The organism is Solidesulfovibrio fructosivorans JJ] (assembly GCF_000179555.1).
GTDB lineage: Bacteria > Desulfobacterota > Desulfovibrionia > Desulfovibrionales > Desulfovibrionaceae > Solidesulfovibrio > Solidesulfovibrio fructosivorans.
This window is the reverse complement of record NZ_AECZ01000002.1, coordinates 111,639-127,629: the sequence shown is the minus strand read 5'-3', so window position 1 is coordinate 127,629 and position 15,991 is coordinate 111,639. Positions and strand designations below refer to the sequence as shown.

The window sequence follows — 15,991 nt, the reverse complement described above, 5'->3', positions numbered from 1 at the left end:
CCGCGTCCCTTTCCGCGCCGATGCTCCTTGCTTCCAGGGCCCTTGGCCCGTACACTTCCGTGGCGTGCCAGTCACGCCACGACCATGGTCGAAGACGACAAAATACTCGAACTTTTCGCCGAAAGCTGCCTGGAGCAGCTCAGCGGCATCGAAGCGGCCATCCTCGACCTGGAATCCGCCGGTCCGGACGCGCTCGGCCCCAAGGTGGCGGCCGTGTTTCGCGCCGCCCACACCATCAAGGGCGACGCCGGGGCCGTGGGGGCCGCGAACCTGGCCGAGCTCGCCCATGCCGTGGAATCGGTCCTCGACGCCGTGCGCGAAGGGCGGCTGCCCGTCACCCGGGGGCTCATCGGCGAGCTTCTGGCCGTTTTCGACGTGATCAAAACCATGGTCGAGGCCCCCGTGGCCGGGAGCCGCCGCGACGTGGCCCCGGAAATGGCCCGTATGGCCGCCCTGCTCGAACAACACGAACAGCCCCCCGCGCAACCGTCGCAACCCGTCGAAGAGACGGCCCCGGGCGAGGCCAAGGCCGACGAGCGCATCCGCAAGCTGGCCATCGACGCCCGGGAACTCGACATCCTGGTCGACCGCGTGGGCGAACTCGGCATCGCCCAGGCGAGGCTGGCCGCCCTGTCCGCCCGCCGCCCGGACGAGGAGCTGCGCGACGTGGCCGAGGAGGTGGAGCGGCTGGCGGCGCTTTTGCGCGACCAGGTGCTGGGCCTGCGTCTTTTGCCCATCAAGATCAGCTTTCCCAAATACCGCCGGCTGGTGCGCGACACCTGCGCCACGCTCGGCAAGGACGCGGAGCTGGTCATGGACGGCGAGAACACCGAGCTTGACAAGGCCGTCATCGAACAGCTCAATACGCCTTGCATCCATCTGCTTCGAAACGCCGTGGACCACGGCATCGAGCCGCCCGACGCCCGGCAGGCCCTGGGCAAATCCCGGCGCGGGACCATACGCCTGGCCGCCCGCCAGGACGGCAACGACGTGGTCATCGCCATCGCCGACGACGGGGCGGGCATCGACGCCGCCAAGCTGTGGCGCAAGGCCGTGGCCGCCGGGCGCATTCCCCCGGACCGGCCCTATGATGCGCACGCCGCTCTGGAGCTGATTTTCCTGCCGGGCCTGTCCACGGCCGACCGGGTGGGCGCGGTATCGGGACGGGGCGTGGGCATGGACGCCGTGCGCGAGGGCATCGACGCCCTGCGTGGCCGCATCGAGGTGGCCTCGACCCCGGGGGCCGGGTCCGTCTTCACCATCCGCCTGCCCGTATCCCTGGCCATCATCGACTGTCTGGAAGTGCGGCTGGGGGCGGAAACGTATTACCTGCACCTCGACTATGTGGAGGAGTGCCTGGAGCTGCCGCCGGCGACGGCCATGCACCGGGGGCGGGGCGTGATGGAACTGCGCGGCGAGCCCATGCCGCTGGTGTGCCTGCGCCATTTTTTCGGCCTGCCCGGCCCCACGCCGGAGACCTCCCATGTGGTCACGTTGCGCCGCGACGAAGGCCGGGCAGGACTCGTGGTCGACGGGGTGGTCGGGCGCAAGCAGGCGGTGCTCAAGCACCTGGGGCGGGCGCTCGGCAAGGTGGCCGGCGTGCTCGGGGCCACGGTCACCGAGGACGGGGACATGGCCCTGGTGGTGGATGTCCCGGGCCTGCTGCACGCCGCGCTGGCCGAGGACAAGGGCACGGGCGACAACGCCGCCGCAACGGGAATTTCATGACTCTGTCGGCCCGGCTAGACGGATAACGGACCTCGAAGACACGACACGAAAAAAACGGAGGGTGACCCATGCCTCGCGCCCTGATCGTCGACGACAGCCGCTACCAGCGCTATCTTATCATCCAGGCCCTGGGCGACCGCTTCACGTCGGACGAGGCCGCCAACGGCCGCGAGGCCCTGGCCATGTTTCAGGCCGCCCGAAAAAAAGGCCAGACCTACGATCTGATCGTCATGGACATTCTCATGCCCGAACTTTCCGGCCACGACGCCCTGGCCGGCATCCGCCGCCAGGAAACCGCCGACGGCATCGCCGAGGAACGCCGCACGCCGGCCGTCATGCTTTCCAGCCTCGACGATCCGGGCAACATGCTGCGCGCCCAGTTCGAATCCGGAGCCCAGGCCTACGTCACCAAACCCTTCACCCCGAAGACATTGCTCGAAGCCCTGGCCAGCCTCGGCCTTGCCGACAATCCGCTCGAGGCCGATGACTTCGAAAACGATCCCCCCCATGCAAGGCCTTCTAGATAGATTTCCCGGCCATAACGTGGCCTTCCTCAACGTGGCCCAAGGCGGACTCTACGAGCGGCCGACCATGGCCCATACCGTGCTCGGGTCCTGCGTGTCCGTCACCTTCTTCGCGCCCAGGCACGGCCTGGCCGCCATCTTTCATGCCCTGCTGCCCAGGGCGGCGGAATATCGCCTTCAGGGCGCGGAGGGCACGCCCTACAAGTTCGTGGACTCGGCCATCACCACTATGGTCCACCGGCTCACCTATCGCGGCGTGCCGCTGCACCATATCGAGTGCAAGGTGTTCGGCGGCGCCTGCGCCCTTTTCGCCGACGAGCTTTCGGTCGGGCGGCGCAATGTGGAGATCGCCTTCGCCACCCTGGCCGAACTGGGACTGCGGGTGGCCGCCTCCAACGTGGGCGGCGAGCGCGGCCGCAAGATCGTTTTCGCCTCGACCACGGGCGAGATCTTCGTGCGCATGCTCGGCAAAGACAACGGCAGGCCCGCCTGCAAGTATCCCCACGAAAAAAGGTCCTAGCTCTTGCCGCAACCGTCTTTTTCCGCCGATTGCGCTCCCCGTCGCCTTCTTGCCGCCCTTTGCGCGGCCCTTGGCTGCGTCCTGCTGGCGGCCGCGACGGCCTTTGCCGCCGCCTGTCCCGGTGCGGGGGAAACCGCCGACGCCAAGGCTCTGGTCGCGGCCGCGACAGCCCTTCTTTCCGCCGCGCCCCGCGACGTTCCCGGCGCGGCCGCCTGTCTGGAGGCGGCTTACGGCGCCGGCGACCCCGGCGCGGCCGTGGTCCGTGGGCAGCTCGCCCTGGAAGGCGCGGACGGGACGCCCGATCCCACCCTGGCCGTTGCCTGGTTTTTCCGGGCCGCCCGGGCCGGATCGCCACAGGGCTATCTGGCCGTCGGGCAGGCCCTGCTTGCCGGCCGGGGCGTCCCGGCCGATCCGTACTGGGCCTACTGGCACCTGGGCCGGGCCCTGCGCCTGCCCGGACTTTCGCCGGGTGAGGCCAAGGCCGCCAGGGACGCCGCCGCCACGGCGGCTCGGGAACTCACCCCGGCCCAGCGCGCCACCCTCGACGCCAACCTGGACGGCAGGGCCGCGCCATGACCTTTGCCGACAGCCACGCGCCGCGTCGCGCCTTTTCCCTCGGGCCCGACTGGGCCCTTATCGCCGGCCTGACCCTCGTCGGGCTGTGGCTGCGGCTCTACGCCCTGGATGTGGTGGGGCTGTGGTGGGACGAATTCGTGACGCTCGGCCGGGCCTCCTGGCCGCTTCGCGACATGCTGCCGTCGCTGGCCTTCGAGGGGCCGAGCGACGTGAGCCTCGACTCCTCGCCGCCGCTTTTCCACCTGCTCGTGCACGCAAGCCTCGTCCTCTTCCCAGCCACGGACTGGGCGGTGAAGCTCCCGAGCGTCATCGCCGGCACCCTGACCATCCCCGTGGTCTGGTTGCTCGGCCGGCGGCTTTTTTCCAACACCACGGCCATGGCCGCCGCGACCCTCTGCGCCCTGTCGCTTTTCCACATCCACTATTCGCGCGAGGCCAGGCCCTACGCCCTCTACCTGCTTTTCGCCCTGCTCGGGCTCTATTTCCTGTCCCGGGCCCTGGCCGCGACCGGCCGGCGGCGCGACTGGATCGGCTTCACCCTGGCCAATATCCTCATGTTTTACGCGTCGTACCTGGCCGCGGCCACGTTTTTCGCCGAAGGGCTCATCGTGGCGGCAAGGGCGGCCCTGCTGTGGCGACGCGAGCGGCGGGCGGCCCTGCGGCTCCTGGCAAAAGCGGCCTGTTGCGCCGTGGCGGTCTTCGCGGCCTACCTGCCCTGGCTGCCGGCCCACATCTTCCAGGTGCGCACCATCCATGCCGACGGCCCCACAGGCGACCGTTTCGATTCGGCCGGATTCGCCGCCGTGCTCAAGGCCTTCGCCGCCGCCTACTACCAGGGCGGCGCGCCCTGGCCGGCCTTTCTGGCCGTGCTGGCCGGCGTCGGGCTTGCGCGCCACATCGCCATGGGCCGGCTGCGGCCCCTTTGCGCCCTCGGAATATGGTCCCTTTGCGCCCTGGGCATGGCCGCCGCCCTGCCCACGCAAATCCATGTCTCCATCCGCTATCTGGTCAATATCTTCTTTCTCTATGTCTACCTGGCCGCCGGCGGCATCGAGGCCGTATGCGCGCTGTTTCGCCGCCTGTCCGCCAAAAGCGTCACGGCCTTGGCCGTGCTTCTGGCCGCGGCCTGCTCCATGCCCACCTTCGAGACGCTGCCCATCTACGTGAAGCGCGACAGCCCGAGCATCAAAAGCGTGCTGGCCGACCTGATCGCGGCCAAGGACAACGTGGATTGGCTGTTTTACTACCGCAACCGGCACCTGAAGATCGTCGCCGACTGGTATCTGCGCGGCGCGTTCCGCACAGCCGCCGCCCTGCCCGACCGCCGCTACCGCCGCTTTTTCCTGCTCACCCCGGACGACCTCGTGCACAAACGGCCGCTTGCCGGCCTCGTGCCCGTGGCCAAGAGCTTCTGGGCCGACAGCGCCAAAGGCGGCGTGGTCAACCGGTCCCCCCTGCCCCTGGACGTCCCCTACGCCGCCGACTTCGCCGATCTGTCCTTTTTCGCCGACGTCTACAGCGCCGACAACATGGCCCCGGACCTCGGCTACGCCACCCTGGCCCTGTACGATTGCCGCATTCCGGGTCGGGCCGTTTTCGCCTTCGCCGCCCCGCCCGGCTTTGGGCAGGCCAAGGCGCGGGCCACGGTGGATTTCTCCCTGCGCCCGGGCAAGGCCTCCCTGCCGGAAACCACGGCCACGGTGGCCGTGGGCACGGACCCGAACGCCCTGGTCACGGCGGCCACGGTCCGGGCGGCCGATTTCGCCCCGGGCACGACGCATAAGCGCCTCACCGTGGACTTGCCCGCTCCGGACCCGGCCACGGGGCTTGTCTACATCGCCCTCGGCCTCGACCCCGGCCATGTGGACGGCGCGCTGGAATTCGCCGGCCTGCGCCTCGCCCCGCCGGCCTCGCCCCCCACGCTTGCCGTCAGGCCGGTCTGGGAGCGCCGGGCAACGGCCATCGCGGCCAACACCCGGGTGCTGCCGGGCCTCGACGGCGCGGCGGTCCTCGGCGGGGAGACGCTCTTCGGCTTCGCCGACACGGACCGGCCGGACCTGTCGCTCGGCGGCCCCGAGGCCCTGGCCGCCTATCTGGCCACCTACCCGGACGACGCGCCGGTCGCGACCCTGACCGACGCCGCCGGCAATATCCGCGCCCGATACTTCGACCCCGGCCTGCGCCACCCCTTCACCAGCGTATCGTCCGCACCGCGCCCGGTCCTCCCCGGCTTCGGCCGGGCGATCACCGCCAGGGGCCTTGTCGCCTCCGGAGACCTCGCCGGCCAGACGGTCCGCGTCGGGAAAACGCGCCTCACCCTGCCGGTCGCCGCCCCGGCCGGATCGAAGCTGCTCCTGGACGCCGACGGCAAAGGGCTGGTCCACTTTTCCCCGGGCTTCGACGCGCCGCTTTCCGCCCTGCTCTCCCAGACGCTCCTCGACCACGCCGTGGCCGCCGTGCCGGGCTCGCCCGCCCTTACCTGCGCCGGCGACGCGCCGTGTTTTCTGACCTACGCCGTGACCGCCGCCCCCGGCGCCGCCCCCATCACCGGCTTTCGCCTGGCCTGGTATCCGCGCGTCTTGACCGACGGCACGGGACACAACCGCGTGCGCGCAACCTATTCCACGGACGGCGCGACATACCACGTGCTTGGAGAGCTGCGCAGCGCGGGGGATTTTTTCTGGTACGGCGGCAAAATGCGCATGGCCCGGGAGGTGCGCCTGCCCCATCCGGCGGAAAAACTCTACGTGCGCTTCGCCCTGTCCGGCGGCGGGGCGCAACTGTGGAGCGCCCCCGGAACACGGCTCAGCCTGGACGTGGGCCTCGCGAACACGGGATTCGCCGGACTGCCCCTGCCCGCAAGCGTGGTCCCGGCCCAAAGCGACGGCCCGAACGCCTGCGCCGTGCTGCCCACCCGCGAACCGCCGCCCCTGGGCTGGCCGCTTCGGGAACGCATGTAATGGAGTCGGGGGGAGAAGAGCCGGGGGGAAACCTTTCTGAAGAAAGGTTCTCCCCCCGGGCCCCCTTTCCAAAGACTTTTAATAATTACAATATGATATCGCTATCATACCGGTCACCGTTAAACGTTTTGGGGAGGGGAGAGCGCGAGAGGGGAACCCTTTTTTCAAAAAGGGTTCCCCTCTCGCACCCTCTTCGCCATCCTCCCCCCCGGCAAAGGTTGACAGACACCCCGATTTCGGGATTAGTGCCTCGTTTGGCCGCGTCACTGCATGCGGCGCATTCCGCCGTTTCATTTTCGATCCGGCGACCCCCTGGAGCGACAACCCATGATGCACGGAAAAAAAGTGGTGGTGGTCATGCCCGCGTACAATGCGGCCTCCACCCTCGAACGCACCTATGACGAAGTCCCCAAGGACATCGTCGACGAGGTCATCCTCGTCGACGATTGCAGTCGGGACAACACCATTGAGCAGGCGCAAAGGCTTGGCCTGCGCTGCTTCCGCCACGAACAAAACTGGGGCTACGGACGCAACCAGAAGACCTGCTACGCCGAGGCGCTCAAGACCGGCGCCGACGTGGTCATCATGGTCCACCCCGACTACCAGTACACGCCGAAGATCATCCCGGCCATGGCCAATCTGGTGACCAGCGACGAATACGACGCGGTCATCGCCTCGCGCATCCTCGGCGGCACGGCCCTTCGCGGCGGCATGCCTCTCTACAAATACGTTTCCAACCGCTTCCTGACCTTGAGCCAGAACCTGCTGCTCGGGGCCAAGCTCTCGGAATACCACACGGGCTACCGGGCCTTCTCCCGGAAGGTGCTGGAAACCCTGCCGCTTTGGGAAAATTCCGACGACTTCGTCTTTGACAACCAGATGCTGGCCCAGACCATCTACTTCGGCTTCCGCATCGGCGAGGTGTCCTGCCCGACCAAGTACTTCGAGGAGGCCTCGTCCATCAACTTCCGCCGCAGCTGCACCTACGGCCTCGGCGTGCTGGCCACCTCTGTCCAGTTCCGCCTCCAGAAGTGGGGCCGCAAAAGCTACCCCATCTTCGACAAGAACGGCCGCAGCCTGTCTAGCCCCACTCCCCCGTACTACAAGGACGAGACGACGAACGGCTCCTGTCAGGCCAGCTGAACGCCGGCCCGGCGAGCTCTTTGAGCGTCGTCCCGCGCACGTCGAAGGTCCGCCGCAGCCAGCCGGCGAAGCGGCGGACCTTCGCCAAAAACGCCTCCACCGCCGCCTCGTCCGGAAAATGCGGGCTGGCCCCGGGCAAAAGCTCCGAGGAATGCCAGAACAGGGTGATCGCCCTGCCGCCGCGCCGGACATGGGTCCGCACGGCCAGCCGCATGGTGGCCTCGGGCATCCAGACCGGATTGACCCCGAGCGTGGCGGTTTTCATGAATCCCCCGAGCACAGCGTCCCCGGCTTTCCGGGGCAACCGCCCGGCCAAGGCATGGGCCAGTCGCGGCGTTCCCGGCACCAGCGGCACCTGGGTGGTCGGCGCTTCGAGCAGTTTTTTGCCCTCCGGCCCGGCCGGACGTAGCCAGTACGGATCGGCCGGGGCCAGGAAATGGTCCGGCCCGCGCGGCACATGGCGCAACGGGGCAACGCTCGAATCGACCAGGAAACCGGCCTCGGGCAGCACGGCCATGGCCCGCTTGAAAAGGTTCCACCGGCCCATGCGGAACGATACGGCCGGGGCCCCGGCAAAGGCGGCCACGGCCCGCTGGAGCGTCGCCAGCTTGTCCCGGAAGACGTCCAGGGGCATGACGGCCGTGGATACCGGCTCGGGCCAGGGCATGTCCGGAAAGGGCGGCGTGTTCCAGGGATGCAGATGCGCCCCGATCTCGCCGCCGAAGCGGGAGACGAGGTCGCGAATCGTCTCGCCGCTGGCCGGGTCGACGGCCACCGGATAATCGCACAGAAACGTGAGCGGCAGGCCGAAGTCCCGGGGCAGGAAGCCCAGCTTTCGCAGCCGGGGGATATTGGACAGCCCTCCCCCCTCCCGAGGGTAGGAACCGGAAAAGAGTCCCTCTTCCTCGACATCGAGGCTCATCACGACCGCAAGCGGCTTTTTGACCATGTGGTGTACGCTCCCGGCGGCATGGTAGCGGCGAGCCGAAAAATGTACAGTCCGTTTTCCAGGGCCGGCGCGGCCCGGCCCGCCTTCCTTGACAATCGCGCGGAATACCTATCTCAAAGAGACAAACAGGCCGCCCGTGCGCGCCTCCCGGGGCCATGCCATGAACACAAGCCTTCCCCTTGCCGCCCTTGCCGCGGGCATGATTCTGGCCGAGCCGGTGTGCCGGCGGGACGGCACGCTGCTTTTGCCGGAGCAAACCGTTCTGACCGAACGGCATCTGCGCCTGTTCCCGGTCTGGGGCGTCGGCGCGGCCACGGTCTGCCGCAGCGAGGACGCGGAGCAGTTTCCAGCGTCCGAAATCGCGCCGGAGACCACGCCGGACAGCCAGGCGATCGAGGAGGCCAAGGAACTCCTGCTCCCGCGTTTCGTCCATGCCGACCTCGCCCATCCGGCCATGGCCGCGCTCTACGACCTGAGCCTGGCCCGGGCGGCTAGGACACTCGTCTGCCGGGGCCCGGCCAGCTTGTCCCTGCCCGGCCCGATACCGGCGGACCTGCTGCCGCCCGCGCCGGAAACGCCGGCGCCCGGCCCCATGGCCATCATCGAATCCGACCCCAAGCTCACCTCGTTGCCCGACGTCTTCGTGCGCATAAACGAGGTGTTAAACGACCCCAACAGCACCTCCCGGGAGGCGGCCGACGCCCTCGGCAAGGACACGGGCCTGGCCGCCAAGCTCCTGCGCCTGGTCAACAGCGCCTTCTACGGCTTCCCGGTCAAGGTGGACACCCTGTCGCGCGCCGTGACCATCGTCGGCAGCCGCCAGCTCACCACCCTGGCGCTCGGCATCTCGGTCATCGCCATCTTCAAGGACCTGCCAAGCGGGCTCGTGGACATGCGCGCCTTCTGGAAGCACAGCGTCGGCTGCGGCGTGATCGCCTCGACCCTGGCCGGCCCCGAGGCCGGGCTCGACGTGGAGCGGCTGTTCGTGGCCGGACTCCTCCACGACATGGGCCGGCTGGTGCTCTACCGCAACGTGGCCCGCCACGCCGCCCACGCCCTCGCCCTGGCCCGGCGGGAAGGCATCCTGCTGCGCGAGGCCGAGAAACGCCTCTTCGGCTTCGACCACGCCACCCTCGGCGGCATGCTCCTGCGCAAATGGCGCTTTCCGGAAAGCCTGGAAAAGGCGGTGCGCCACCACCACGGCAACCTCTCCCACATGGGCATGCCCATGCCGGCCCTCACCCACACGGCGGACGCCATGGTCGGGGCCCTCGGCCTGGGCTCGAGCGGCGAAGTCTACGCCCCGCCGCTGTCCCCGGCCGCCTGGGACACCCTGGACGTGCCCGTGGAGCGCCTGCCCGACGTGGTGGCCGCGGCCGAAGCCCAGGTCGACGATATCATCCGCGTTTTCCTGCCGGACGAGAAGTAGGAAGGGAAATGGAAGCGAATGCGAGAGGGGAGCCCTTTTTGAAAAAGGGTTCCCCTCTCGCGCTCTCCCCGCCCCAAAACTTTTAACGGTTACAGGCGACTAAACGATACCGCTCTGTAACCGCTGTAAATCTTTGGAAAGGGGGCCCGGGGGGAGAACCTTTCTGCAAGAAAGGTTTTCCCCCGGTTTCTTTTCCCTTGGCAAGCGCGCACGCTTGCCGTACAAGCGCCACTCGGTTTGGCGTCACGATTTTCCCATTTTGCAGCAACATCTCCGGTTTTACCGTAAAACAGGACACTTTTCTGACGCGACAGGAACCTATACATATTTACTTATCCTGTCAACATGCTTGAATAAAAAGAGAAAATCTTATCGAATGTATTGGCACGGGATTTGGATATTAGGGGACCCAGAGCAGACAATACCTCCCTATTGTTCTGACCTCTCCTTCATCTCCCGCGCGGGGGCTCCCACCGAGCCCCCCATTTTTTTGGCGCGCGGGGCCTTGGAGAATCGACGTTCCCTGCGCTACCTTCGGACCCCATGTGGCATAAGAAACTGTTCGCGCCCCTGGCGCTGCCCATCCACGTGTTCGCCGGGGCCATCCTCGTCGGCGCGTTTTTGCTGCACCAGCCGGTAAGCTGCCGGGGCGGGGCGGTGTCGTTTCTCGACGCGCTTTTCACCGCCACCTCGGCCGCCTGCGTCACCGGACTGACCGTGGTCGATACCGGAACCCGGTTCACGCTTTTCGGCCAGACCGTCATCCTGGCCCTGATCCAGCTCGGCGGACTCGGCATCATGACCTTTTCCACGCTCATCTTCTATCTCTGGCGACGTCGGGTCTCCCTGGCCGACCATATCGCCGTGGGGCAAAGCCTGCTGCACGACACGACCTTCCACCTGGGCCGTTTCCTCACCCGCATGGCGCTGGTCACGGCCGTGATCGAGGCCGTGGGCGCGCTTGGGCTGTACGTCCTCGACCCGGTCGGTTTCGCGCCCTATTCGGCCGTGTTCCATTCCATATCCGCCTTCTGCAACGCGGGCTTCGCCCTGCGCGAGGACAACCTCGCCTCCTATGTCGGCAACCCGGGCATCAACTGCGTCTTCATGTGGCTGATCGTCAGCGGCGGCCTGGGCTTCGGCGTGCTCATCGAGGGCTACCGGGCGGCCCGTTCGCGCGTTGCGCGTTTTTTCCGCCGCGAAACCCGCGTGTTTCGCCTGTCCTGGCATTCCCGCATCGTGTTCACGGTCTCGGCCGTCTTGATTCTGGCCGGGGCGGGCATGATCTTTTTCGGCGAGTTTCTGGGCGACCGCTACGGGGCGTTGTCGGTCGCGGACAAGGCCATGGCCGCGCTGTTCCAGTCCGTCACCTGCCGCACGGCCGGGTTCAACACCCTCGACATCGGCCGCATGGCCGACGCCTCGCTCGTCATCATGGTCTTTTTGATGTTCATCGGCGGCTCCCCGGGCTCCTGCGCCGGCGGCATCAAGACCACCACGTTCGCCGTGCTGTGCGCTTTCGGCAAGTCGCGCATGTTCGGCCGCCGCCAGGCCGTCATCGGCCGTTTCGCCGTGGACGAGGCCGGCATCGACCGGGCCGTGACCCTGACCGTGCTCGCCGGCGGAATGGTGCTTGGCGCGGTGCTGCTCTTGTGTTTTACCGAAGGGGCGGTGGCCCCGCATGTGGAATCCGGCGGCCGGTTCCTGGAGATCCTCTTCGAGGTCGTCTCCGCCTTCGGCACGGTGGGGTTGTCCACGGGCATCACCCCGACCCTGACGCCGGCCGGCAAGATCGCCATCACCCTGCTCATGTTCGTGGGACGCCTTGGCCCGATCCTTTTCCTCTCGGTGCTCCAGGCCTTCCAGGAACCCCTGCGCTACCGCTGGCCCGAGCAGGGCATGATGATAGGGTAAACGTCGCCATGTCGTTTTTTCGCGGAGGGAAGATGGCCCAAGATCAGGTATGCATCATCGGGCTCGGCAAGTTCGGCTTTCACATGGGCCGTTGCCTGGTGGAGCTCGGGCGGCCGGTGATCGGTGTGGACGGCAATCCCGAAAAGGTAAAAAACGCCCAGAACATCTTCACCCAGGTCTACCAGCTCGACGCCAAGGACAAGCGGGCCCTGGCCCAGATCCATGTGGAGGAGATGTCCCACGTCGTCGTTTCCGTGGGCCACTCCATGGAGGCGAGCATCCTTATCTCGCTCTACCTCAAGGAGCTCGGCGTGCCCCAGGTATGGGTCAAGGCGGTGTCCACGGACCACGAGAAGCTGCTCATGAAAATCGGCGTGGACACGGTGTTCATCCCCGAACGCTTCGCGGCCAAGAACATGGCCCACCAGCTAGCCAGCCCGGGGCTAATCGAGTACCTGCCCATGGACAAGGACGTGGCCATAAAAGAGATCGGCATCGACGACTGGGCCGGCCGGACTCTGCGCCAGCTCGATCTCACCAACAAGCACCAAGTCCAGGTCATTGCCTGGAAGCGGGCGGACGTCCAACATTATTCCTTTATCCCCAAGGCCGACGAGCCGCTTGGGACCGGCGACAAGCTGGTGCTGGTGGGCCGCGAGGACAGGCTCGCCAGACTGCGGCCGTAAGTGTTGTGTCCCTGAAAACAAGCTTGTTCGAACGGAGCCGCTTCGGAAGCCGTAGGCACGGATTCCGGGGACGCGACGCGAAGGGCGACCGGAGGGGTTATGCGTTTTGTCGATGAGGCCTGGATCATCGTCCGCTCGGGCAAGGGCGGACGCGGCTCGGTGTCGTTTCGCCGCGAGAAGTTCATTCCCCGGGGCGGCCCGGACGGCGGCGACGGCGGCAAGGGCGGCGATATCGTTTTCCGGGCCGACCCGGACCTGCTCACCCTGTACGACCTGCGCCTCAGGCGCATCTACGAGGCCCGAAACGGCGAGGGCGGCATGGGCCGCCAGAAAAACGGCAAGGCGGCCGAGAACCTCGTTATCGACGTGCCCGTCGGCACCGAACTCTACGAACTGCCCCCCCTGGAGCCCGCGGAAGCGGCCCCCGAGGACCAGGAGGTTCCGGAGTCCCCCCCCTCGTTCAAGCCCGTGTACGAAATCGGAAAGGACGAGGCAGACGCGGGCGAGGACGAGGCGCCGGTGGAGGTGGAGAACGAGGATGAGGATGAGGTCCCGGAGGAACCCCTGCTCGTGGACCTGACGGAACCGGGGCAGACCTTCGTCGCCTGCCGGGGCGGGCGCGGCGGCAAGGGCAACCTGCACTTCGCCTCGGCCACCATGCGCACGCCGCGCTTCGCCCAGCCCGGCGAACCGGGCGAGGAGCGCCGCATCCGGCTCGTGCTCAAGGTGCTGGCCGATGTGGGCATCATCGGGTTGCCCAACGCCGGCAAGTCCACCTTCATCGGGGCCGTGTCCCGGGCCCGGCCCAAGATCGCGGCCTATCCCTTCACCACGCTCACCCCCAACCTCGGCGTGGTGGAAAACGACTACGGCGACCGGCTGGTGCTGGCCGACATTCCGGGGCTCATCGAGGGCGCGCATCTGGGCCACGGCCTAGGGCACCGGTTTTTGCGCCACGTGGAGCGCACGCGGGTGCTGCTGCATGTCGTTTCGGCCGAGGACGCCTCGCCGGAAGGCATCTTCGAGGCTTTCGACGTGGTGGACGAGGAGTTGCGCCGCTTCGACCCGGCCCTGGCCGAGCGTCCCCAGATCCGCGTGGTCAACAAGATCGACCTGCTGCCCCCGGAAGACCTGGCCGCGCGCCGGGAGGCGGCCGAGGCCGCCGGGCAGAAGGTCCTTTTCATGTCCGCGCTGACCGGCGAGGGCGTGGAGGCGGTGCTGGAAGCGATCTGGCGGGCCGTCGGCCCCCGGGACGCGGACGGCGCGCTGCGGTCCGCCGACTAGGTTTTCCCCGGCCCGCCCGGTTCCTTTCGCCCGCGGCGGGCATGGCCGAAGGCCAGAAAGCTCTTTTTGAAAAAACGCGGGGCAAAAAGCCGCCACGGCGCGCGCCTCGCGCCGTCGGGAAGCAGGTGGTGCCAGCGGTAGCCCAGGGAATGGTAATAGGCCCGGGCCTGCGCCAGGAAACCGGTCTCCCCGGCCGCGCAAAGGGCGGCGTCGCGTTGGCAGCGCGAGGCGGCCATGGCGTCGAAGACCCGTTCGTCGAAGCCGTGGCGCGCAAGCATCCGCCGCACGCGCCGGGACTCGGCGTGGCGCGACAGGGCGTCCCCAAGGGCCAGCAAGGCGGCGCTTACGGCAAGGCCCGCCGGGATGAAGGCGAGATGCCTGGCCGTCAGGTGGGCATGGGCGGCGAAAAAAACCGCCGCCGCCAAGAAAAGCGCGGTGACCAGAAGCGGCAGCGGAGCCGCGTGAAAAAGGCGGGTGGCAGGAAGCATCACGGTATGGTTCGCGCCATGCCTTGGCCGCGCCCGGCTTGTCAAGCCGCCCCGCCTTGACAGGGGCCGCGATTTCGGGTCGATCCGGGCCATGCCCCGCCGGCCTCCCCGGCCGCAAGAAGGATCGTGGACCATGGCGCAATCCCCCAGCCGCCTGCGCGTCACCGACGAACTGGGCGCGGCCAAGACCCTGGCCCCGGGCCACGAGATCGTCTCCCGCGCCGAAAGCCCGGACTGGCTGGTGCTCGGCCTCGGCCCCGCCCCCCAGGCGCTTGCCGCCACGCTCCCGCCCGGGGCCCGGGTGCGCTACCTGGAGTGCCCGGCCTTTCTCGCCCAGACCGACGCCGCCTGGCGCGCCGCCATCCCGGCCGGCTGGACCCCGCTTGCCTCCTTCGATCCCGCTTTGGCCGCCCATGCCAACATTTTGCTGTACCGGCAGGCCGGAACCCTTTTCCCGCGCTTCTGGAGCCCGGTGCGGGCGGCGCTTTTGCTGCCGGTTGTCCCCGACGCCCCCCGCCGGGGGGAAATCGCCCTGCTGCCCCGGGACACGGGCGGGCTGGTCGCCCCGGGCCTTACGGCCGGATTCGAGGCCGAGGGCTTTAGCGTGCGCGTCGTGGACCGGGCCGGGCTCTTGGACACGTTGGAGCGCGAGCGGCCGGCCCTCTTTTTCTCCGTCAATTTCACGGGCCTCGACCGCCACGGCGAGGTCCAGGCGCTTCTGGCCCGGGCCGGGGTGCCGGTGGTCGTCTGGTGCGTGGACAACCCCTTTCACTGTCTGTCCGGCGTCAAGACGACCGCCTGGCGCGACGTGGTCCTTTGCGTCACCGACGACTGGTTCGTGGAGCCGCTTAAGCGCCATGGCGCAAGGGCCGTGCATCATCTGCCCCTGGCCGCGGACCCTGCCTTTTTCAGGGCCACGCCCGACCGGCCGGAGCTTGCCGGCAAGCTCCTCTTCGTCGGCCGCAGCGCCTTTCCGGACAAGGCGCTTTTTTTCTCGGGCCTACGTCTCGACCCCGCCCTGTGGGACGAGGCCATGGCCCTGCTTTCACGCGGCGAGCGTCCCGATTTCGGCTGGTGGGAAAAGCGGCTTGGCGTCGCGTCCCTGTGGCCCGGACGCGACGCCCGTCGCGTGGGCTACGGCGCGGAGGAATCGGGCCAGGCCTGGCGACGGCTGGTCATCCGCGAGGCGGCCCGGACCGGGAAACTGGCCGTGTGCGGGGACGCGGCCTGGCGGAAACTCGTCGAAGCGCCGTTCGCCTGGCTGCCGCCCGTGCCCTACCGCGAGGCGCTTCCCGGGCTCTACGCCTCGGCCCGGGCCGTTGTCGGGGCCGTCAGCCCGCTGTTGCCCCACGGCCTGACCCAGCGCCATTTCGACGTCTGGGCCGCCGGCGGATGCCTGCTCACCGACCACACGCCCGGACTCGATATTTTCCCATCCGAATTGACCAAGCCCATCGCCTACCGGACGGCCCGGGACATCCCCGACCTGGCCAAACGCCTCAGCCATGACGCCGAAGACCTCAAAACAGCCTGGCGCGAACTGATCGCGACCCGCCACACCTACCGCCACCGCATCCGCAGCGTGCTGGAGTGGGTGGCGGGGGAAGGCGGGAGAGGCAACCGGGGGGAAACTTTTCTGTAGAAAAGTTTCCCCCCGGACCCCCTTTCCAAAGACTTTTAGCGGTTACAGAGTGTTAGCGTTACCGCGCCTGTAACCGGTAGAAGTTTTTGGGAGGGGAGAGCGCGAGAGGGGAACCCTTTTTTCAAAAAGGGTTCCCCTCTCGCATTCC

The 15,991-nt window shown here is 67.9% G+C and carries 13 protein-coding genes; 11 read left to right on the top strand and 2 right to left on the bottom strand.

What is annotated here, in order from left to right:
- The first annotated feature begins 84 nt into the window (after positions 1–84).
- From DESFRDRAFT_RS02055 to DESFRDRAFT_RS02030, 6 genes are all read left to right on the top strand, one after another.
- A complete protein-coding gene (locus DESFRDRAFT_RS02055; protein ID WP_005990633.1) occupies positions 85–1,728 on the top strand; it encodes a chemotaxis protein CheA in 1,644 nt (547 codons plus the stop codon).
- Positions 1,729–1,796: 68 nt separating this feature from the next.
- Complete coding sequence (locus DESFRDRAFT_RS02050) at positions 1,797–2,255, top strand: response regulator (RefSeq protein WP_005990631.1); 459 nt, start codon at positions 1,797–1,799, stop codon at positions 2,253–2,255.
- Entirely contained in the window at positions 2,236–2,772 is a 537-nt protein-coding gene (locus DESFRDRAFT_RS02045) for a chemotaxis protein CheD (RefSeq protein WP_005990630.1), read from the top strand. Before DESFRDRAFT_RS02050 ends, DESFRDRAFT_RS02045 begins: the two co-directional genes overlap by 20 nt.
- Positions 2,773–2,775: 3 nt before the next feature.
- Positions 2,776–3,348, top strand: coding sequence for an SEL1-like repeat protein (locus tag DESFRDRAFT_RS02040; RefSeq protein WP_005990628.1), 573 nt, complete (start codon positions 2,776–2,778; stop codon positions 3,346–3,348).
- Positions 3,345–6,308 (top strand): glycosyltransferase family 39 protein, encoded by a 2,964-nt coding sequence (locus DESFRDRAFT_RS02035; RefSeq protein ID WP_005990626.1) that lies wholly within the window; start codon positions 3,345–3,347, stop codon positions 6,306–6,308. Before DESFRDRAFT_RS02040 ends, DESFRDRAFT_RS02035 begins: the two co-directional genes overlap by 4 nt.
- A 327-nt stretch (positions 6,309–6,635) precedes the next feature.
- Positions 6,636–7,451 (top strand): glycosyltransferase family 2 protein, encoded by an 816-nt coding sequence (locus DESFRDRAFT_RS02030; RefSeq protein ID WP_005990623.1) that lies wholly within the window; start codon positions 6,636–6,638, stop codon positions 7,449–7,451.
- Here the strand turns inward: DESFRDRAFT_RS02030 and DESFRDRAFT_RS02025 are convergent.
- A complete protein-coding gene (locus DESFRDRAFT_RS02025) occupies positions 7,390–8,400 on the bottom strand; it encodes a polysaccharide deacetylase family protein (protein WP_005990621.1) in 1,011 nt (336 codons plus the stop codon). The genes DESFRDRAFT_RS02030 and DESFRDRAFT_RS02025 overlap by 62 nt on opposite strands.
- A 160-nt stretch (positions 8,401–8,560) precedes the next feature.
- Between DESFRDRAFT_RS02025 and DESFRDRAFT_RS02020 the strand changes: the two genes are divergently transcribed.
- The 4 genes from DESFRDRAFT_RS02020 (at position 8,561) to cgtA (ending at position 13,713) form a co-directional block, all read left to right on the top strand.
- Positions 8,561–9,829, top strand: a complete 1,269-nt coding sequence (locus DESFRDRAFT_RS02020; protein ID WP_043793621.1) for an HDOD domain-containing protein — start codon at positions 8,561–8,563, stop codon at positions 9,827–9,829.
- Positions 9,830–10,372: 543 nt separating this feature from the next.
- Positions 10,373–11,743 (top strand): TrkH family potassium uptake protein, encoded by a 1,371-nt coding sequence (locus tag DESFRDRAFT_RS02015; RefSeq protein WP_005990618.1) that lies wholly within the window; start codon positions 10,373–10,375, stop codon positions 11,741–11,743.
- A gap of 32 nt (positions 11,744–11,775) precedes the next feature.
- The gene (locus DESFRDRAFT_RS02010) at positions 11,776–12,429 is read left to right on the top strand and encodes a potassium channel family protein (protein ID WP_005990616.1); all 654 of its coding nucleotides are present in this window, start codon (positions 11,776–11,778) and stop codon (positions 12,427–12,429) included.
- Between the two features lie 99 nt (positions 12,430–12,528).
- Entirely contained in the window at positions 12,529–13,713 is a 1,185-nt protein-coding gene (cgtA, locus tag DESFRDRAFT_RS02005) for an Obg family GTPase CgtA (RefSeq protein WP_005990613.1), read from the top strand.
- On the opposite strand, the gene DESFRDRAFT_RS02000 is transcribed toward cgtA, so the two are convergent.
- The gene (locus tag DESFRDRAFT_RS02000) at positions 13,710–14,201 is read right to left on the bottom strand and encodes a hypothetical protein (protein WP_081458394.1); all 492 of its coding nucleotides are present in this window, start codon (positions 14,199–14,201) and stop codon (positions 13,710–13,712) included. The two genes, cgtA and DESFRDRAFT_RS02000, sit on opposite strands and share 4 nt — an antisense overlap.
- Before the next feature lie 133 nt (positions 14,202–14,334).
- Between DESFRDRAFT_RS02000 and DESFRDRAFT_RS01995 the strand changes: the two genes are divergently transcribed.
- A complete protein-coding gene (locus tag DESFRDRAFT_RS01995; protein WP_005990608.1) occupies positions 14,335–15,843 on the top strand; it encodes a glycosyltransferase family protein in 1,509 nt (502 codons plus the stop codon).
- Positions 15,844–15,991 lie beyond the last annotated feature (148 nt).